Annotated in this window: 21 protein-coding genes and 1 pseudogene; 15 read left to right on the top strand and 7 right to left on the bottom strand. The window is 67.4% G+C overall.

Annotated features, from left to right (window positions below; genetic code table 11):
- Nucleotides 1-114: 114 nt before the first annotated feature.
- Together AXK60_RS13735 and AXK60_RS25895 are read left to right on the top strand one after the other, a co-directional pair.
- Nucleotides 115-1,208 (top strand): annotated as a pseudogene (locus AXK60_RS13735) (IS110 family RNA-guided transposase).
- Nucleotides 1,209-1,599: 391 nt separating this feature from the next.
- Nucleotides 1,600-3,090, top strand: a complete 1,491-nt coding sequence (locus tag AXK60_RS25895; protein ID WP_139057962.1) for a serine/threonine-protein kinase — start codon at nucleotides 1,600-1,602, stop codon at nucleotides 3,088-3,090.
- 92 nt (nucleotides 3,091-3,182) lie between these two features.
- Here the strand turns inward: AXK60_RS25895 and AXK60_RS13725 are convergent, their stop codons facing one another.
- Nucleotides 3,183-3,371: a hypothetical protein gene (locus AXK60_RS13725; protein ID WP_068571698.1), complete on the bottom strand. Its 189-nt coding sequence runs from the start codon at nucleotides 3,369-3,371 to the stop codon at nucleotides 3,183-3,185.
- Nucleotides 3,372-3,546: 175 nt separating this feature from the next.
- On the opposite strand from AXK60_RS13725, the gene AXK60_RS13720 reads away from it, so the two are divergent.
- Genes AXK60_RS13720 through AXK60_RS25890 form a run of 3 tightly spaced genes read left to right on the top strand, consistent with a single transcriptional unit; the run spans nucleotide 3,547 to nucleotide 5,886 of the window.
- Nucleotides 3,547-4,212, top strand: coding sequence for a hypothetical protein (locus AXK60_RS13720; RefSeq protein WP_068571697.1), 666 nt, complete (start codon nucleotides 3,547-3,549; stop codon nucleotides 4,210-4,212).
- Nucleotides 4,202-4,696: a hypothetical protein gene (locus tag AXK60_RS13715; RefSeq protein ID WP_139057960.1), complete on the top strand. Its 495-nt coding sequence runs from the start codon at nucleotides 4,202-4,204 to the stop codon at nucleotides 4,694-4,696. The genes AXK60_RS13720 and AXK60_RS13715 overlap by 11 nt, the downstream gene beginning before the upstream one ends.
- Nucleotides 4,693-5,886, top strand: coding sequence for a VOC family protein (locus tag AXK60_RS25890; protein WP_068571695.1), 1,194 nt, complete (start codon nucleotides 4,693-4,695; stop codon nucleotides 5,884-5,886). Before AXK60_RS13715 ends, AXK60_RS25890 begins: the two co-directional genes overlap by 4 nt.
- A gap of 136 nt (nucleotides 5,887-6,022) precedes the next feature.
- On the opposite strand, the gene AXK60_RS13705 is transcribed toward AXK60_RS25890, so the two are convergent.
- From AXK60_RS13705 to AXK60_RS27025, 3 genes are all read right to left on the bottom strand, one after another.
- On the bottom strand, nucleotides 6,023-7,183 hold the full coding sequence (locus AXK60_RS13705) for a DUF7373 family lipoprotein (protein ID WP_139057959.1): 1,161 nt from the start codon (nucleotides 7,181-7,183) through the stop codon (nucleotides 6,023-6,025).
- Between the two features lie 12 nt (nucleotides 7,184-7,195).
- The gene (locus tag AXK60_RS13700; protein ID WP_068571693.1) at nucleotides 7,196-8,350 is read right to left on the bottom strand and encodes a DUF7373 family lipoprotein; all 1,155 of its coding nucleotides are present in this window, start codon (nucleotides 8,348-8,350) and stop codon (nucleotides 7,196-7,198) included.
- Between the two features lie 113 nt (nucleotides 8,351-8,463).
- Complete coding sequence (locus AXK60_RS27025) at nucleotides 8,464-8,634, bottom strand: hypothetical protein (protein ID WP_175400020.1); 171 nt, start codon at nucleotides 8,632-8,634, stop codon at nucleotides 8,464-8,466.
- A gap of 102 nt (nucleotides 8,635-8,736) precedes the next feature.
- On the opposite strand from AXK60_RS27025, the gene AXK60_RS13695 reads away from it, so the two are divergent.
- The 3 genes from AXK60_RS13695 to mihF all read left to right on the top strand — a co-directional run bounded on the left by AXK60_RS13695 (nucleotide 8,737) and on the right by mihF (nucleotide 9,951).
- Nucleotides 8,737-9,159: a hypothetical protein gene (locus AXK60_RS13695; RefSeq protein WP_068571692.1), complete on the top strand. Its 423-nt coding sequence runs from the start codon at nucleotides 8,737-8,739 to the stop codon at nucleotides 9,157-9,159.
- Nucleotides 9,160-9,230: 71 nt separating this feature from the next.
- On the top strand, nucleotides 9,231-9,500 hold the full coding sequence (locus AXK60_RS13690) for a hypothetical protein (RefSeq protein ID WP_139057957.1): 270 nt from the start codon (nucleotides 9,231-9,233) through the stop codon (nucleotides 9,498-9,500).
- A gap of 139 nt (nucleotides 9,501-9,639) precedes the next feature.
- Nucleotides 9,640-9,951 (top strand): integration host factor, actinobacterial type, encoded by a 312-nt coding sequence (mihF, locus tag AXK60_RS13685; protein WP_068571690.1) that lies wholly within the window; start codon nucleotides 9,640-9,642, stop codon nucleotides 9,949-9,951.
- 88 nt (nucleotides 9,952-10,039) lie between these two features.
- On the opposite strand, the gene AXK60_RS27950 is transcribed toward mihF, so the two are convergent.
- Nucleotides 10,040-10,342 (bottom strand): helix-turn-helix domain-containing protein, encoded by a 303-nt coding sequence (locus tag AXK60_RS27950; protein ID WP_068571689.1) that lies wholly within the window; start codon nucleotides 10,340-10,342, stop codon nucleotides 10,040-10,042.
- 158 nt (nucleotides 10,343-10,500) lie between these two features.
- On the opposite strand from AXK60_RS27950, the gene AXK60_RS27020 reads away from it, so the two are divergent.
- From AXK60_RS27020 to AXK60_RS13655, 5 genes are read left to right on the top strand one after another with little or no spacing between them, the layout of a single operon-like run.
- On the top strand, nucleotides 10,501-11,079 hold the full coding sequence (locus AXK60_RS27020) for a hypothetical protein (protein WP_175400019.1): 579 nt from the start codon (nucleotides 10,501-10,503) through the stop codon (nucleotides 11,077-11,079).
- Complete coding sequence (locus AXK60_RS13670) at nucleotides 11,076-11,573, top strand: hypothetical protein (RefSeq protein WP_068571687.1); 498 nt, start codon at nucleotides 11,076-11,078, stop codon at nucleotides 11,571-11,573. Before AXK60_RS27020 ends, AXK60_RS13670 begins: the two co-directional genes overlap by 4 nt.
- Before the next feature lie 3 nt (nucleotides 11,574-11,576).
- Nucleotides 11,577-12,071, top strand: a complete 495-nt coding sequence (locus tag AXK60_RS13665; protein WP_068571686.1) for a hypothetical protein — start codon at nucleotides 11,577-11,579, stop codon at nucleotides 12,069-12,071.
- Nucleotides 12,071-12,877, top strand: coding sequence for a chymotrypsin family serine protease (locus tag AXK60_RS13660; protein WP_139057954.1), 807 nt, complete (start codon nucleotides 12,071-12,073; stop codon nucleotides 12,875-12,877). Before AXK60_RS13665 ends, AXK60_RS13660 begins: the two co-directional genes overlap by 1 nt.
- 9 nt (nucleotides 12,878-12,886) lie before the next feature.
- Nucleotides 12,887-13,438: a protein kinase domain-containing protein gene (locus tag AXK60_RS13655; RefSeq protein ID WP_068571684.1), complete on the top strand. Its 552-nt coding sequence runs from the start codon at nucleotides 12,887-12,889 to the stop codon at nucleotides 13,436-13,438.
- A gap of 122 nt (nucleotides 13,439-13,560) precedes the next feature.
- On the opposite strand, the gene AXK60_RS13650 is transcribed toward AXK60_RS13655, so the two are convergent.
- On the bottom strand, nucleotides 13,561-14,244 hold the full coding sequence (locus AXK60_RS13650) for a hypothetical protein (RefSeq protein WP_139057953.1): 684 nt from the start codon (nucleotides 14,242-14,244) through the stop codon (nucleotides 13,561-13,563).
- Nucleotides 14,245-14,477: 233 nt separating this feature from the next.
- On the opposite strand from AXK60_RS13650, the gene AXK60_RS13645 reads away from it, so the two are divergent.
- Together AXK60_RS13645 and AXK60_RS26500 are read left to right on the top strand one after the other, a co-directional pair.
- Nucleotides 14,478-15,083, top strand: a complete 606-nt coding sequence (locus AXK60_RS13645) for a recombinase family protein (protein ID WP_068571682.1) — start codon at nucleotides 14,478-14,480, stop codon at nucleotides 15,081-15,083.
- Nucleotides 15,084-15,106: 23 nt separating this feature from the next.
- Nucleotides 15,107-15,325: a hypothetical protein gene (locus AXK60_RS26500; protein ID WP_139057952.1), complete on the top strand. Its 219-nt coding sequence runs from the start codon at nucleotides 15,107-15,109 to the stop codon at nucleotides 15,323-15,325.
- 836 nt (nucleotides 15,326-16,161) lie between these two features.
- On the opposite strand, the gene AXK60_RS25885 is transcribed toward AXK60_RS26500, so the two are convergent.
- Complete coding sequence (locus tag AXK60_RS25885) at nucleotides 16,162-17,646, bottom strand: serine/threonine protein kinase (protein WP_082778026.1); 1,485 nt, start codon at nucleotides 17,644-17,646, stop codon at nucleotides 16,162-16,164.
- Between the last annotated feature and the right edge of the window lie 69 nt (nucleotides 17,647-17,715).

Here is a 17,715-nt window from a genome sequence, read left to right as displayed (position 1 = left end):
CATCCCCTAGACGATATGGGGGTTGGGGCCGGAGGCCTCGGCTGCAAACAGGACGTGGGTTGCCAGGAAGGTTGATCCTGGTAGGGCCACATTGCAGAGGTCAGGAGGCCCCCGGTGACTACCTATCGTACGAATGTCGGACTGGATGTGCACGCCCGTTCCGTGGTCGCGCACGCGATCGATGAGCAGTCGGGAAAGGTGCTGCGGGATCGACTGTGCCCGGAGTTGCCTGTGATCCTGGCGTGGCTGACCAGGTTGGCGGGCCCGGTGCGGGTGGTCTACGAGGCCGGACCCACCGGTTTTGGTCTCGCCCGGTTTCTCACCGCAGCGGGAATCGAGTGCGTGGTTGCGGCCCCGTCGAAGCTGCTGCGCCCGTCCGGCGACCGGGTCAAAACCGATGCCCGCGATGCGGAGCATCTGGCGCGGCTGCTGCGGCTCGGAGAGGTCACCGCGGTGACCGTCCCGGACGTGGCGCCCGGGACCTGCTCCGTGCCCGCGAGGATGCCCGTGGTGATCTGATGCGGGCACGGCACCGCCTGTCGAAACTGCTGCTGCGACAGGGAATCATCTACTCGGGTAGTCACGCATGGACCTGCGCGCATGAGCGCTGGCTGCGGCAGCAGAAGTTCGACCAGTCGGCGTTGGCCGCGACCTTCGACAACAACTTCGATGCGGTGCTGACCACCGTGGCCCGGCGTGACGCGCTGGACGAGAAGATCGAAGCGATGGCTGCGACCGACACCTATCGGCCGATCGTCACCCGGCTGGGGTGCCTGCGGGGCATCTCGACCTTGACCGCGATGGGCCTGGCGGTGGAGATCGGCGACTGGAGCCGGTTCACCGGGTCCTCGATCGGCGCGTACGTCGGCCTGGTGCCCTCGGAGTACTCGTCCGGGCAGAGCCGCAGCCAGGGATCGATCACTAAGGCAGGTAACGGCCACGCCCGGCGTCTGCTCGTCGAGGCGGCCTGGCACCACCGCCGCGCCTACACCAACCCCGGCACTGTGATGCGGGCACGGTGGGCCGAGGCCGGCCCCACGCTCAAGGACCGCGGCCACGCCGGGAACCGGCGCCTGCACCGTCGATGGGTCGCCTTCGACGACCGCCGGAAGAACACCAACACCGCCAACGTGGCGATCGCCCGCGAACTCGCAGGCTGGTGCTGGTCACTGGCAACCCTCGACACCACTGAGCAAGCAGTCGCCTAACCAGCCGAGCCCCACCAAGAGACTTGGCCGCCGCCCGTAGGTGAACCCGAGGTAGCAGACCGAACGAACCCGCGATTCGACTATGTGCCACAACACCTTCCGCTGAAGGTTGCGTGACGCACGTCCCTAGACCGCGGCAAGCGTTCCGGAGTCGAACACCGTTCTGCGGTACCCAACCCGCGCATATCAGTCCGACCCCACCGTCGAGAACAACGGCACCTCAAGCACCCCCACCCGCGACGACCAACACCGAGACCGCCCCGATCCCACGATCGGGGCGGTCTCACCATGAGCGGTTGACAAACGGATCTACATATCAGTCGAAACACCCTCTGGCCTGCGAACCCCCCGCCCGAGCCGCCGGCCGTGACCACCTGCCAGAATCGCCCACATGTCCATCACCGAGATCGCCGGGTACCGCGTCATCCGCCAGCTGGGTGCCGGTGGCATGGGGCAGGTGTTCCTGGTCGAGCACCCGCGGCTGCCCCGCCAGGATGCGTTGAAGCTGCTCGATTCCGGTGTGAGCCGCAACGACGACTTCAAGGCTCGGTTCCAGCGCGAGGCCGACCTCCTCGCGCAGCTGTCCCACCCGAACATCGTCACGCTGCACGACCGGGGTGAGTTCGAGGACCGGCTGTGGATCACGATGGAGTACGTCGCCGGCACCGACGCCGCGGAGCTGCTCAAGGCTGACGGTCCGCTCGACCCTGACCTGGCGGTGCAGCTGGTCTCGGGTGCCGGTGCGGCGCTGGACTACGCGTGGCGCAAGCAGCGGATCACACACCGGGACGTCAAGCCCGCCAACATCTTGGTGGGGATCGACGACACGGACGGTGCGCCGCAGATCGAGTCGGTGAAGCTTGCGGACTTCGGCATCGCCAAGGCCGCGGGGGAGGCGACGTCGTTGACGTCGACCGGGATCACGGTCGGGACGATGCAGTACATCTCGCCGGAGGCGATCGAGGGGGAGGACCTCGACAACCGTGCTGACATCTACTCGCTCGGCTGCACCGCGTTCCACCTGCTGACGGGGCAGCCGCCGTTCTCGGGCAGGTCGATCACCGCGCTGATGAACGCGCACCTGAACCAGGTTCCGCCGTCGGTGGGCACCGTCGCGCCGAAGCTGTCGGTCGCGCTCGACGCCGTCTTCGCGAAGGTCCTGGCGAAGAAACCCGACGACCGGTATCAGTCGTGCGCGGAGTTCGTCGCGGCGCTGCAGGAAGCCGCCGGCGCCGAGGTGGACCCGGCGTACGTGCGGACGATGACAGCTGCGACGTTGCCGGCGCGTGCCGCCGGGCTGGAGCCGAATGCGGTGACGGAGCTGCGTTCGGTAAAGGAGTCGGGCGGTGGCCCGGCGCAGGGGAAGTCGCGGATGGTGCCGATTCTGGCTGCGGTCGTGGCGGTGTTCGCGGTCGCGGCGACGGTGCTCGGCGTGTACGTGAGCCGAGCCGGGGATGAGGCTTCCGCTGCGGTCACGAACTCGACAACGACAGCGCCCCCGACGGTGACCACGTCGATCTCGACGTCGTCGTCTGCGCCGGTTTTGACTACGACGTCGGTGCCGGTCACGACAACCGTGGCAGCGGCCACGACGGTTGCGCCCGCTGCCACCCCGACAGTGCTGAAGTGCCTGGAGGGGACGCCGGGCCCGGCACTGTGGAGCGACGGCACGATGAGGTACTCCGAGTACTGCTACCAGAAGAACGGCGGCCCGGCGTACTCCCGAGCGGAGGAAGCGGCGAATGCTCCTCAGCCTGGACACAATTGTTACGAGGTGGGCACCACGAGGCGGGGCGCATCGGGCCAGACTCTCACGTGTATCAGGTCGACCGACGGCGAGTCGGCGGGCCAGCTGATCTGGGTCGTCAAGGTACGGAACTAACGAAACGTTGGATCTGGCCCCGTTGCCCGGTGCTGGTCGACTTCTGCAGATTCCCGCTGGTACGGGGACTTGCCGACCAACTTCTCGCCAACTTAGAGAACGAGTCCGCTCCGTCGCAGGTCAGCTCGCACGTTGTCGAGCCGCGCACTGGTGCTGGGCACGATGACGATCTGCGCTGCGCGGTCCGGCGGCACGCAGCGCCAGTGTCCGCTGCCGGTGCGGGAGACTTCCCAGCCTTGAGCGCGGGCGGTGTCGAGTAGGTCCTTGAGATCGTTTCCCATGGCCGGCAGGCTCGGTGGCCGAGACTGGAATCGACGAGTACGGCGCGAGTTGCCTGGACGTCGGCTGCTCGCGATAGGCTCAACCTGTGCAGATGACGGCGAGCAGCGGGAACCAACGCTAGCCGCACCCTCACCCGGGGTGCGGCGAGATCGTTGTCACCGGAAGGCATCCCCCATGCCCGCTACTGTTCTCACACGCGTCCTGCTGCTCGTCGAGGCCAACGACGCCCGCGACCTGGTCGGCGTCCTCGCCGCGATCGCCAGCACTGCCCCGCCGCCGTGGTCCCCGCACACCGGCGGTGACGGCACGGACTCGGAGTCCACCACCGTCACGATCGGCGGCACGAGGATCGAGGTGGCGGTCGGCGAACCCGCCGCGCCGGCCCTGATCGAGTTGCGCACCGAACGGAACCTCGAAGTCGTTCTCGACGAGGTGGTTGCCGTGCACGGCAGCGCGACCAGCGAGCCCAGTGATCCGGACGCGCGGATCGAGGCCGTGACGGCCCACGTCGGGAAGGTCGCGGTCGTCGTGCGCGGCCGCGCGGCGCCCACCGGTCACGACCTCGATTCGTCCCCGTCCTCGGAGGCGGAGCTCCGTTCGTTCCTCTTCGACCGGCTGGCTTCGGCGGAGCGCCCGGGCGCCGACTACGCGTACTGGCGCAGGTCGTTGATCGACGCTCACCAGATCAAGGCCACGATCGACCTCGCCGTAGCGCAGCTCAAGGCTCTGGTCCCGCCGAGCCCGCGTGGTCTGTCAAGCCACGTTGCTGTCCGGCTCGGAATCGCGCGTCTCGTCGCGGAGGTCGAGGCCGAGATCGAGGAGGCGCAGCGTGAGCAGTGAAGGATACCGCCGCCGCATCGAACTTCTCGACGCCGTAGACGCAGAGATGGCGGCAGTCCACGAGCAGGTGCTGGGCCTGACGCGAAAGGGGCTGTCCGAGGACACGTTCGCGGTGCAGTTGGCGGTCAGCTCTTCCCTGGACCGGCTTGTCGAAGCGGTTGACGCCGCGCTCGGCTACACCGAGCACCCGCCGACAGCTCTGCACCACGCGGATCGCGTCGTGCTCGTCGATCGGAGCGGTGCCGAGCCGGTCGAGTCGACGTTCCCGATCGCCGACTGGCGCCGCGAGGGGCCGAGAATTCTCCGGCAGGCCCTCGAGAAGTGGGCTGAAGAAGGTGGCCGCGTCCGGCTCAGCGGGAGCCTGCTCTCCGGGCGCGCAACACTTTTCGGCGCCACCCAGACCTACACCGCCTACGCCTGGTACGCAGCGGACGAGAACGGGGCGATCCACCCCGCTCTCGAAGTCTCGAAGGGGGCGAAGTGACCGGCGACGAGCCTACCCGTACCTTCACCGACATCGCTGCCGGCGGTCATGTCGAATTCACTGTGAGTGCAGCGGTGACCGACGCCGAGATCGATCGGCTCGTGGCATCCACCAGTGAGTTCCACATGAAGAGGCTGCACGATGCCGTGGATGTCGCTGCAGACGGCTGGAAGGCGAGCTGGACAGCTGCGGTGATCGCAGAGCGTGACCGCTGCAAGCCGGGACACAGCCGAACCCACCACGCGCACTGGGCCGCGGGCGGCGGCCTCGCGCCCAATGCCGCGGACCAGCGATGGATCCCGCTTACCGTAACGAGCGAGACCAGCGACGCCGAGATCGAGGCCCTGGTCGCTGAGGCGGTGGCCCGGCGCGCGGCCGACCAGCACCGCGAGGTGGAAGTCGAGGGAGTCCGGTGGAGAACACGATGGCGCCGCGAGCTCGAGCTGCTTCGTCACGAGCTGGGAGGGCCGGAGCCCGCACCCGTCGTGGCGGGAGACGCCGTCGCTGGCCCGCCGTGTCCGATGCCGGGTCGGATGCGGACGTGGACTACGCCGGAAGGGATGTGGCTGCAGTGGATCGACCGGACACATCCGATGGATCTCGATCAGGCCCAGGCGCAGCGGGTTCCGGTGGCCGCGACCGACACCGACGAAAAGCTGGCGGCGGCTGCGGAGCGCTGGCTGAGCGGCTACGGGTGCCCGCCCGCCGGCAGCGCGAAGTGGATCCTGCCGCAGTTGCGGGCGTACCGGGACAGGCTCGCCGAGGATGTGCGGTGGGGCCGGCAGGCGCTGGCTCCGCGCCCGATGACGCCGGAGGAGCGGGCCCGGATCGACGCCGCCGTCTCCGAGGCGAGGGAGTGGGCGGCCGCGGCGATGCGGGCTCGCCGGGTACCGCGGCTTTCGACACTGGTGCTCTACGTGAGCGATGTCGAGGCATCGGCGGAGTGGTACCGCGCGGCTCTGGGGATTCAGTGGACGCGCGAGCGACACGGGGGAGGACCTGAGCACGTCTCGGCGCAGCTGGGCGAGGTGCTGGTGGAGATTTATCCGGCAGGGGACCGGGCGGCGAGCCGGGTGCGGATCGAGCTCGTGGTACCGGATATGTACGGCGGCGCGGAACAGGCGCCGGATCCGTTCCCGCGCCGGCTGACTGACCTGGACGGGACCGTGATCGTCGTGAACCTGCGCTGACGCGCCTATTCGCCGGTCTGATGCCCGCCGCCGATGATCCGGTGGCGGGCATCGGTCTTTGCGGCCGCTGAACCGACCCGTGGACGCTAGTCCACGCCAACTACGCACCAGGCCGCTGTGCGGGCGGTGTGAACGGTTACTCGGCGTGCTTCAAGATGAGGTAGGCCGCCGAGGTGACCTGCCGGACCCGGACCGCCTGGCTATCGGTGAATGCCGAGACGTACCTTCCGACCGCGAGGTAGCAGGTGACCAGCTGCTTATCGGACCCTTCCCACAGTTTATGCGTGCGGCACTTGGCATCTGGGAGGCCATCGATCGTAAAGGGCTGCGCGGAGACCAGGTGTCCGAGCCACTCCGACTCGGCCAGGTCGACGAATCGCTTAGCCGCGGCGGCGTCACGGGTGCGGTAGACGGTGTTCCTGCCCAGGCCGACGAGGTCCATGCCCGTCTCGCCGAAGATCTTCGCGGCAGCCACCGGGTTGTCATCCCAGTGCAGGGCAGCGGGGCGCTCGAAGAACCCGAAGAAGTTGTTGAACGTGCCGCCGTCGATCTGCTCGGGGGTGACGGTGAGGCTGACGACCCCATCCTTGTCGAGTGGCAGACCCGCGATGTCGGATGGTCCGGGAGAGGTGAATCCGGTCAGCTTGACCTTCTGTGCGTCGATGGCCTTGGTGATCAAGTCGCGAGCGTTGTTCTCGTCGGTGGCCCAGGGCGAGACGATGATCAGCAGAGGGCCGACCGCGGTGTAGGCGGTGTACCGGGTGAACTTGAACGTGTCGTCGGGCGCAGTCTTTCGGACAGAGACCTCAGGCCGTTCGGGGAACGGCTCGGTGGCCCCACCCTCGGCGCGGAAGTCGTCGACGGCCCCTTTAGCGGCGGCTTCGTCGGTCATGCGGATCAGGTAGATCGCCAAACCCTCATTCGAGTTCTTCACCGGACTTCGGCGGTCGGAGAATCCGTAGACGAAGCCGCGCTTGGACAGGCGGTCCGTGTCGTCGGTTCCGAGGGAGATGAAGTTGCGGGCGGTGACCGCAGTCTGCGCGCCGCCTTCGACATAGGTGGGGGCGATGTCCGAGAGCAGCACCGCCCGCTCGGAGACCATGTTCGCTGCGAGGACCTTGCGCTGCGAGCCGGGCGCAGTCGGCGTCCGCGGCTTCGTCGACAGGCCACCGGTGTCGAGCTTGACCGCCGGGGCGTTCGGGTCGGGCACCGCGGTCCCTGCCACCGTTGTGCCGCATCCTGTCGCGAGCACGGCAATAGCTCCGAGGCTGAGGATCATCCGAGCAAGATGCGTCACGTGGTCTCCTGGCTACGGGTTCTGGGTGAGTATCGCCCACTGCGCGGCGGCCATCTGGCGGACGACGTACGGGTCGGATCCGTGCACGTTCGCGTAATAGCGGCCGACGATCATCGCGCACGAGACATCGTCTGCTCGATCACCCTGAGTGCACTGCAGAGTGTCACCGATGTGCAGCACGCCGTCGATACGTTTGCGCTTGGACGTCGCGCGAACCTGGTCGATGAAGCGGAGAGCGGCGGCTTCGTCGCGCAGCCGGATCACCACGCCCAGGTTCCAACCGACCAGATCCGCGCCGGCTTCACGAAGTTGAGCAATGATCGGGGCGCTGCCGACGCGGCGCTCGAAGGCCGGCATCGCGAGCAGACCGATCCGCTGGCGGTCACGATCCGTGACGGTTCCCCCGAGCCCCAGCGAGCGGGCAAGCACGCCGTCCCGGTCGAGCGGCAGCGACAAGATCGACTCCGTGGGGGTCTGCTTGAACCTGGAAGTCGCAACCGTCTGGCGGGCGTACAGGTCCGCGGCGAGCTGGGTCGAGGTTTGGATCGTGGGCCCCTTGACGTGCACGTTGAGGATGATCGACCCCCGTCTGAACAGAACGTCGACCGCGCCCGGCTCGATCTCGGCGGCGATGCCGTCGCCCAGGTTCGGGACCGTCACTGCCGTGGACTCACGGAAGACCGTCGTCGCGGCGGTGAACGCGACGGAGCTGTCGACCTCCGAGCTAAAACGCATCGCGGACATTCTCACCTGGGTCGTGGGCGCGTCGGCTCGGTCGGCGCGGCTGAGCGCGATGCTGACCTTGCTCGTACCCGCGATGAAGTGCAGCTTCTCCGTCACCGAGTTGTCGAGTACCGCGTCGATGTTCGGTACCGGATCTTTGTCCTTGACCGTTTCAACCAGCCTCGGATCGGCATCGGCAGGCTCAACGAGCATCTCGAGCATCCGGTTGCCCTCGGCGATCCACTGCGAGTCAGGGTTGCCCTGTTCGGGTTTGTATGGCGTTGTCGGGTTGTCCCCGACGTCGAGCCCAGCGGGGAGCGGCGATACCGATGACGAACCAGCGACGGACACCGGAGCTGTCGCCTCGCCGGAGATCGCCGTGCCGCACCCCGTCGTGGCCAGCACCGCCGCCATGGTCAGGCAGAACAGCCTCCGCCGCTGCATCGCATCCCCAATCTCCTGTAGCCGTGGTCACCTGAACGTTCTCGGGTGCCCCTTGGCGCGCGCTTGCCCAGCACTTGCCGCGTCCGTGACCGGATTCTTGCAGACGCAGCGGGTCACGGCGTCGGCTCCGCGCCCGCGATCTCGCGCCAGATCGACTCCAACTCTTCGGCGGGCGTCGTGGCACCCCCGTCGCGGAGCGCCGCCCAGAATTCCCGGCGCTCCGCCAGCTCAGCTTCCACCCACGCTGGCAGGGCGGGGGCGTCGTCGTCTCTTTCATGCTCCATACCCATTTGACGCACCAGCTCCCGGTTCGGTTCCGAACTCGTTCGTGGCGTGGCCGGCGCGACGCAGAGGCCGCAAACGGCACGTTCCCGCCCGCGGCCTTGATGATCGACCTGCACCCGGTCGGGCGCCATGTAAAGATCGGAGCCATGTCTGCCCGGTTCATCGCGTCAGCCGTTTCCTTCATCGCTACCTCTCTCGCGGTCAGCCCCCTGACGATCGGGTTTGCCGCCGCTGCACCCTCGAAGGCCGGAACCACCTGCGGCACCGTCACCAGCCCGACAGGTGCCAACGAGTACATCTACATCGACACGGGCACCGTCGACTGTGCAGAGGCACTGGCTGTCGCGCGCGAGTACAACGCCGCGATCACCGCCGGACGCACTGAGGGGCGCGGCTTGCACTACCGGACCGGAGAGTGGTCCTGCGCGCTCCGTATTTCCCAGGCGCCGTCCTCATCCGAGGCGATGATCGGTTGCAGCAACGCGACCGGCAGCTTCACCGCGGGTCCCGAGGGGCGCGACTAGTGGACTACCGTCCCCCTGAACGTCTCCGGGCAGTCACCGCCGAGTACTCGCGAATCGCAGCCTGGATGTTTGTGCACTATCTCTGCCTCGCCGCGTACGCCATCGGCGCGCTCAGCTTTGTCGGCTGGTACCTCGGCTCGCGGAGGAACCCGATCAGCCTGGCCCTCATCGTCATGCTGGTGGCGATCGCGTACGTCGTACGTCACAGGATGCGGATCGTCGGGCGTCGCCGATGCCAGACCTGCGGCCACGCGCAACGGCACCAGCACCGAGTCTGCGGAAACTGCCGACGACTCCTCGAGCCCGCGTACGTCACCCACCGCTCCTGGTACCAGCTGTAGCGCGGACGGGAGTTTCCCATCGCCTCCTAGACACGGGCCTGGTGCGCCCCGACTGTCTCGACGCGCCGTACCCGGTTCCTGTCGCACCTTCCGGCTACCGTCCCGATCGAAAGCGACGTCCACTACCTGGAGGAACACCATGCCCCTGCCTGAGCTCACCCCTGAGCAGCGTGCCCGAGCGCTCGCGAATGCCGCTGCGGCCCGCACTGCCCGCGCTCAGCTCAAGGCCGACCTGAAGTCCGGCACCGTCACCGTGGCCGACGTCCTGGCCCGCGCCGAGGACCCCATCGTCGGCAGGATGAAGGTCTCGGCGCTGCTCGAAGCACTGCCGAAGGTCGGCAAGATCAAGGCTGGCGAGATCATGGCGGGGGTGGAGATCGCTCCCACCCGCCGCGTCGCCGGCCTCGGGGAGCGGCAGCGCGCCGGTCTCCTGGCCGCGCTCGCCGCGTAGCTACTCGCCCGGACTGGAGGCCCGTCACCGTTTAGGTGGCGGGTCTTCGTCGTGGACTGGCAGTGTTGCGATACGTCGATTCAGAGGGCTATCGCGCGGGCTTCCGCCGAACACGGGTGACGATCTGCACCTCTTCGACTTCGAGGGCAGGCAACGGTAACCCGTCTAGGAGAACGCCTGGCGTGGTTTCCAACGCCTCGGCCAGGAGGAGTAGCAGGTGGACCCGTGGACCCTGCCGACCGCGCTCTAGGCGTGCCAAGTTTGAAACGTGCATGGTGGCGCGCTCGGCGACCTGCTCTTGTGAGAGCCCAAGCTGTTCACGGCGGCTCCTGATGCGTTTCCCCAGGGCGGCGAGGGTCGGGTCGAGAGATGGCTGCTGGTCGGGCTTCATGGCCTGTCCACTACAGCCGCCTGGTTCGCTGCCAGCCAGAGCGAAAGTAGACCAGCTATTTCCAGCGCCTATCGGAATCAGCTAGTTTGTCGGTGGAGTCTGGTTCTCTAAAACAGAGAACGCTCCGCACTGCCGCGGCGATTTCGAGGGAGTAGGGCATGGCCAGGATGATCGGACGACCGATACCTCGGGCAGTGTTGCTAACGGTGCTCGTGTCGGGCGTCTCAGCCACTATGCCGGTAGCGCCTGCGTACGCCTGGGAATGCCCCGGCGTGACGCCGGAGCAAATCAAGATCTGTCAGCGGGAGGCGCGTGAGACACCGACTCTCACGCCGTCCACGTCGACTGGTGGCGGGTCGGCCAGTGGTGGCCTCGGCGACTGGGTCTCCGAGCACGCTGGTTTGGTCGTTCTTGTAGTGGCGGCCCTGATCGCGTGGGCAGTGATTGCAGGTTTGCGAAGCGGCAAGGCTCAAGAGACGGCAGCTAAGGCTGAGCGGCTCGCAGCGGAAGGCGCGCATGCTCGTGCGAACATGGTCCGCGCGGCGGAGGAGCAGGAACAGCGGCAGCGCGAAGCGGAAGCACGCGCCGCTGAGCAGGCCCGCCAGCGCGCGGCCGAACAGGTGCGGCTCCGCGCCGAGGCCGACCAGCGTGCCGCCGCGGAGGTTGCGGCTGCCGAGAGAGACAACGCGGTCCGGGAAGAGATGGACCGTCTGCGCAAGAGCGGCGGCGGGCTGTGACGACAGACGACGAGATCCGCGAGGAAGCGCAGCGGCGACTCGAAGCGGAGCGCGCCGAGTTCGAGCGGCGAGCGGCCGAGGAACTGGCACAGGTGGAGCGGGACGCCGCGTCGGTTCGTGACGAAGCGCAGCGGCGACTGGTGATTGAGCACATCGGCGCGACGTTCGGCCGAACGCTTGAGATACTCCGGGACCAGCAGGCCGTCACAGCGTTGATGAGTGCGGCGGGGCTCGTCCGAACCACCACCGAGACACGCGTGAACCCGACCGGCACCACCACTCAAGTGACGACGACGCACGTACCGAAGCTGCTTGGCATGGCCTGTAACCGAACCAGCATGGGCGTCTTGTTCGAGCTCGAGGTCGGCCAGACCGTCGCACACTGGCGCGATGTCGCTGAGATCTTGCGCGCCGGGCTTCGGGCCGAGCGGCTCGAAGTGATCGAGCCTCGAAGCGGCCAGATCCAGCTGAACATCGCGACGGCGAAAGGCTGACCCGTGGCGTACGTGATTCAGTTCGAGCGTGGCGGCTGGCTCGGGAAGGACAAGTGGTGGGTCGGTCACTACGCACCCGACGGCGAATGGATCGTGCACTCGTGCAACTTCTCCCAGGAAGAAGCCGAAGACGAGGTCAACCTCCTCAACGGCGGCAACGCCGCCGCGATTCGTCAGCAGGCGCAGGCTCAGGCAACCGATCACCTCGCTGCGGAGACTGCCCGTGCTGCTGCCGCCGAGCGAGAAGCAGCGAACCTCGCTGAGCAGCAGCGTCTCCTGGCTGAGCAGGCGCACCGGCAGGAACGCGAGCGCGCTGCGTGGCTCGCTGCTCAGGAGGCAGACCGCCGCCGTGCGCAGGAACAGGCCGCAGAGCAGCTGCGTCTGTACCCTCCGACCGAGACCAAGGCCGTCGGTGGCGTCGCGGCCTGGGATGGCAGCATCGCGTTCCACCTGAGCAACGGTGAGATGGTCCTGCTGTCGGTCAAGGAAATCAGCTGATGCGACGTGTGGCCCTGGTGGGCGCTGTGTCCCTGGCTGCTGCTGCATGCGCTACCGCGACTCCGACCGTCGATCCGACATCTGCGAATCCGGTCGGCGGAACGGACTCTGTGCCGCTCGCGCAGCAGTACCTGAACGTGTCGGGGCAGGGCGTGGCACAGCTGGACCACCAGCTCGAGCAGTACGGCTCCCCGGCCCCGGGCGTGAAGATCGCGCTGTGGGACGCGCAGGTGCACGACCGCAAGTGCACGATCGGCCCGGCCATCATCGCGGTGGGCCGTACGGGTTTCCTCACCGCTGGCCACTGCGCGACGCCCGACACCGAGCACCCCGAGCGGTGGAGCGGAGCGGTCGGCCCTGTCGCCGCGCAGGTCCACCCCGACGGCAAGGGCGCGCTGGAGCTGGGCGTCATCGAGCAGATCTCCGCGACGCCCACCGACGACGCCGGAGTGATCTGGACCCGCGCGGCCGCTGGCGACGACACGATTGCCGGCACCTGGAAGGTGGGCGGCGTGATGACCGTCGCCCCGCTGCAGCGCCTCCCCGCCGGCACCCCCGTCTGCGTAGACGGTGCCATCAGCAAGGTGGTCTGCTCGCCGCTGGTCTCGGTGACGGGGACCCAGATCCGCACCCGTCTCGCGACCAAGGAGGGCGACTCCGGAGCTCCCGTGTTCGTGGTCGACGCTCGGACGAAGAGCGCGATCCTCATCGGCGTGCACCGCGGCTGGGAGGGCAACGAAGGAGTCGCCACCGCGATCGAGCCGATCCTCTCGAGGGTGGGCGCCAAGGTCGTCGTGGCGGCGTAGGGGAAACCGATGTCGACCGCGACCGACGCGTCTGCGCTCCTGCGGGCACGTGGTCCTTTGCCGGCGGAGCTCGTCGTCGATATCGTGACTGCGGTCGCTAACCAGATCGATGCCTGGACCGCGGACGGACTGGTCCACGGCACGGTGCAGCCAGCTGAGATCGATGTACTGCTCGATGGGGAGATTCTGGTGACCACGGCGCTCAGCGGCTTCCCCAGTCCGTCAGAGATTCTGAGCCCGACTGTGCTGATGTCCAATGCCCGCTACCTCGCACCGGAGGTGCTGAATGGCACGCTCTTCGGACCAAGCGCCGACACGTATTCGCTGGCGTGCTCGGCGTACGAGTTGCTGACCGGCTCACTGCCGTTCGCGGGTGGGACGGCGGCAGAGATGATGGCGCGGGCAAGCGGGGGACCGGCGCCGGCCACGGACCTGCTGGGCGATCTCGACGTCGTGCTGGCCACGGCGTTGGCGCCGGATCCGCGCGACCGGTACGAGAGCGCGGGGGAGTTCGCGGCGGCGATACGGCGGGCGATCGGGAATCGGCGGGCGCCCGGCTGATTTCCGTCCGCCTGGTGATGCCGCCTCGCGGTTGCGATCGACCTGAATGTCGTGTGGGCGTACCGTACGCGGAGGGGACCCCCGCCATCGCGAGTGGCGGGGGTCCCCTTGTCTCGGAACCTTCAGATGCTCGGAATGCCCTTGAACTGCGCGGCAAGCATCAGGTCGTCGAGTCGGACGTGGCGCACACCCGCGACGCCGCCCCTGTTCGCGAAACCGAGCGGGAGATCGATGTCGAGGCGGTCTCCGAGAATGAAGACATCCGTGGGGCCCCACTCGAGGTCGGAAGTATCGAGATACGCCGCGACACGGTCCATCCCCAGGGCTGATGCAGCGTTGACCACCGCCGCGCCCGACCCGATCGTGTAACGAGCCTCCACGGGGTGAACGTGCTGGAGACGCTGCTTGGAGTCCGTGGCGAGGTAGGCCACGTTGTCACGAAGCTGCTGTGGTTCACCGAATCCCGTGGACCGCAGGTACACCAGGTACTCCGTGAACATCAGCAGTGCCACGCGCTTGCCACTTGGAACCACGCCCACCACATCGGTCGGACGCACGTCCCGGGCTGCGACATAGTCGGGATCGGTCCAGATCCCCAGCGCGTCTGCGTCTTTGAGAACGCCGCGGGCCACCATGTCGGGGAGGCCCGCCTCGACGAGATCAGGCACGAGGTACGGGTGCCTGCTCGCACGCTCGACGAGCTCGCCGCGGGATGCATCGACCACCTTCCGGGCATCGAGGTACCGCTCCGCCGATTCTGTGAAGACGCTCCGCGCGCCCAGGTCACTCACTACTTGTCTTGCCATCTTCTACCCCCTTGTTAGGTAATCGCAGTGAGCAGCGTGTCGTGCTCACATAAGGAAGCTAACATGCGGGTATCGTCAGCGCAAGCGCTCGTCTCGACTACACCTCTGATGGGGACAGTGTGGCCCGGCGTTGTTGTCCCAGCTCACTTCGTCCCGAGTACCCGTCCCGGAATCGATAGCGGCTCAAGGTGTCCCGGACGGGAAGTGTCAGGGGTGAGTGGGACGATCCGGTCATGAGCGAGAATCCGAAGTCTGACGGCTGCCGCACCATCGGCTACTGCCGCGTGTCCACCACCGACGGTCGGCAGAAATCCGACATGCAGCGCGATGCCCTCCGTCGTGCCGGGGTCACGGTGTTGTTCGAGGATCACTGCTCGGGGGCGAAGACCTCACGGCCCGACCTTGATCGCTGCCTTGCCGAACTCGAGCCGGGGGACACCTTGGTCATCTGGCGTCTCGACCGCCTCGGCCGTAGCCTGCCGCACCTGCTCGATGTCGTGGGTGAGCTCTCCGACCGCGGGATCCACCTGCGGTCGCTCCACGAGACCATTGACACCTCGACCGCGACCGGGCGGCTGATCTTCCACGTGATGGCCAGCCTCGCCGCGTTCGAGCGCGAGCTCACCGCCGAACGGGTGGCCGCCGGCGTCGCCAGCTACAGGGAACGGCATAACAGGTGGGGTCGGAAGCCGGTGATGACGCCGGACCAGCTCGAGACTGCGCAGCTGATCATCGCGAGTGGGAAGAGCGTGACCGTCGCTGCTGAGCGGATCGGGGTCGGGCGCAGCACCCTATACCGGGCACTCAGCGCGACAAGTGGAATCGAAGCCAGCGATTAGATGGTCGATCCAGAATCGTCTCCATGAGCTACGTGATTCGCGCGCTCGGCAAGCGCAAAGGTTGGGGCAACACCGAGTTTTGGGGCATCGCGTACTGGGACCGGCAAGAGGGTGACTGGGTGTTGCACTCCGAGGATTCCTGCAACCGAAAGGCTTGGGAAACGGAGGATCTCACGCTCGCGAAGAGAATGTGCAACTACCTCAACGGTGGTGCATCGGAACCTCCGAACCTCGGACGCTGAGTGCCGTGGACGACTACGCAGGGCAGGTGGCCTAGCGCGTCGCTTCGTGATAGGTGCGGCACTCAGGGCAACGGCAGCCTGCCCTCCAGCCTCCGTGGGAACCGTGAGCCAGGCTGGGATCACGGCCGGCGCGGAGCGCGGAATCGATCGCCGAGGCAAACTCTGGATCGCGCGGGCGGTGCCGGGCGATCGCCTGCATGGTGACGCCTGCCTCTTCGGCTGCGGCGCGATACGAGGAGCCTCGGGTCAGTTCAGCGAGCAAAACGGGAGTTACGTTCGCCCAGTCGACGTTCGGACCTCGGAGCCTCGTCGTCTCGGCGTTGTGTGCTCTACGACACGCACCGCATCGGCACCCGAATCTCCAGCGACTAGTGGTGCCGTGCTCGGAGAGAGCGCCACGTGGCGAACCGCCCCGCGAGATGCCGCTCGCATGCGCGATCTGCAGATCGCTCCAGGGCCCGACGGCCGGTAGCTTCCCTGTTGTGATCCACGTGCGGACGGTGATCGTTGCGACGCCGGCGATCTCAGCAACTTCGCGTCTGGTATGCGCAACGATCCTCGGCTCATGGGTGTCCGGCGCTTGCGCGATCGGTGGCGCCGTTGGTGCGAGCGCGACAGGCGCGTTCGTTGTCGGCGGTGCGGCCGGCGCCAACGGGCGGCCGCACGTTGGACAACTCGAACCAGAGTCGTCTGATTTGATCTGTCCGGAGTCGGCCATGGAATCAGTATGCACATCGAACGAGCTCGCGCGTTGGGTCTGCGGGGCCTGGAGCCACTACGTAACCCGGCCGCCGATCCTGCCGTCCGCTCGCCACCGTCTGCGGCCTCCGGGCCCGTTACTGCTGGCTCACCTCGAAGCGCGCGCCGCCTCCCTCGCAGTAGCTCACAACTCCGGTCCGGTCGATCTCCCCTGCCGAGTTCCACCAGCAGAGATAGATGCCGACGTCTGCGTAGCTACGGGCCTTGTTCGTCCCCTTGCCGTCGTAGAAATCGGTCATTGTCTGCCGTGCCGAAGCGCAGGTCACAGCCCCCTTGGTGACCGACAACGAGTACGAGCCGGGAACAGTGGCGCGCGAGTATGTGCCGCACGCCTTCGGGCCTGAGACTGCCGTCGTCACCGGCACCGTCGTGGTTACCGCCGGCGCCGCAGTCGTCGTGGTCGTTGGCGTCGCGCTGACCGTGACCGCCGGCGCCAACGCGGGCATCGCCGTGGTCGAACTGGTTGGCGCGGAGGCCGATAGCTCGCTGCCCGACCGCGTCACGTACACGCCGAGCACCACCGCAGCGACCGCGAACACCGCGACGACCGCCGCGAGGACCGGCACGGTGCGCGACTTGCTGGCCGGGCTCGCCGGTTCCGCGGCGGGTCGCAGGTGCGTCGCCTCCGCGTCGGAGTCCGACCCCGCAGCCCGCAGCTCGGTGACCGCGTCCGGAGCGATCTCCCGCTTCGGCACAGCAGGCACCACGATCGTGCGGGTATCGCCGAGTTGGTCCTCGAGCGCGGCGCGCAGCGCATCAACGAACTCGGCGCACGACTGGTACCGATCTTCCGGCGACTTCGCGAGCGCCTTCGCGAACACCGGATCGAGGCCGGCCGGCAGCTGCGGCGCAACCTCGCTTACCGACGGCGGATTCTGCGTCAGGTGCGCGGTCACCAACGCTGTGATCGACTTGCCGGTGTACGGCGGCCGACCGGTGAGAAGGTGGAACGCCGTGCAGCCCAGGGAGTAGACATCGGCACGGTTGTCGACGTCCTCGCCCTCTATCGCCTCCGGGGAGATGTACTGCATCGTCCCGACCGTGATGCCCGTCGACGTGAGCGACGTGGCCTCGCCAGCTGCCTTGGCGATACCGAAGTCCGCGAGCTTCACCGCCTCGAGTTCGGTGCCGTCCATGCCGACGAGGATGTTGGCGGGCTTTACATCTCGGTGCGTGATCCGGTGTTTGCGCCACGCGTAATCGAGGGCGGCGTCGGCACCGGCGATGAGCTCCAGCGCCAGGGTGGGGTCGAGGGCCCCGTGAGCCTTGACGAGCTCGCCTGCGTCGGTGCCGTCGACGTACTCCATCGTGATCCAGAGCCGGTCGTCGTACTCGCCACGGTCGTACAGGGTCACGATGTTCGGGTGGCTCAGCTGTGCGAGGAGATCGGCCTCCCGCTGGAATCGCCGCTTGAAGTCGTCGTTACGCGAAACGCCAGCGTCCAGAAGCTTTAGCGCATCCTGGCGCGGCAGTCGCGGATGCTCGACGAGAAAGACTTGCCCCATCCCCCCGGCGCCGAGCTGGCGGATGATGCGGTACCCGGCGATCTCGGTCACGGACATACGGGCGATTCTGGTAGGCGAGGGATGAGCCGCGGCGAGGAGGGCTGCCAGGTGAGAGGGTGTTTCGGC

The sequence above is a fragment of the Tsukamurella pseudospumae genome (assembly GCF_001575195.1).
In the GTDB taxonomy this organism is placed as follows: Bacteria; Actinomycetota; Actinomycetes; order Mycobacteriales; family Mycobacteriaceae; genus Tsukamurella; species Tsukamurella pseudospumae.
The sequence above is the reverse complement of the archived record's forward strand: the minus strand, read 5'-3'. Positions and strand labels throughout refer to the sequence as shown.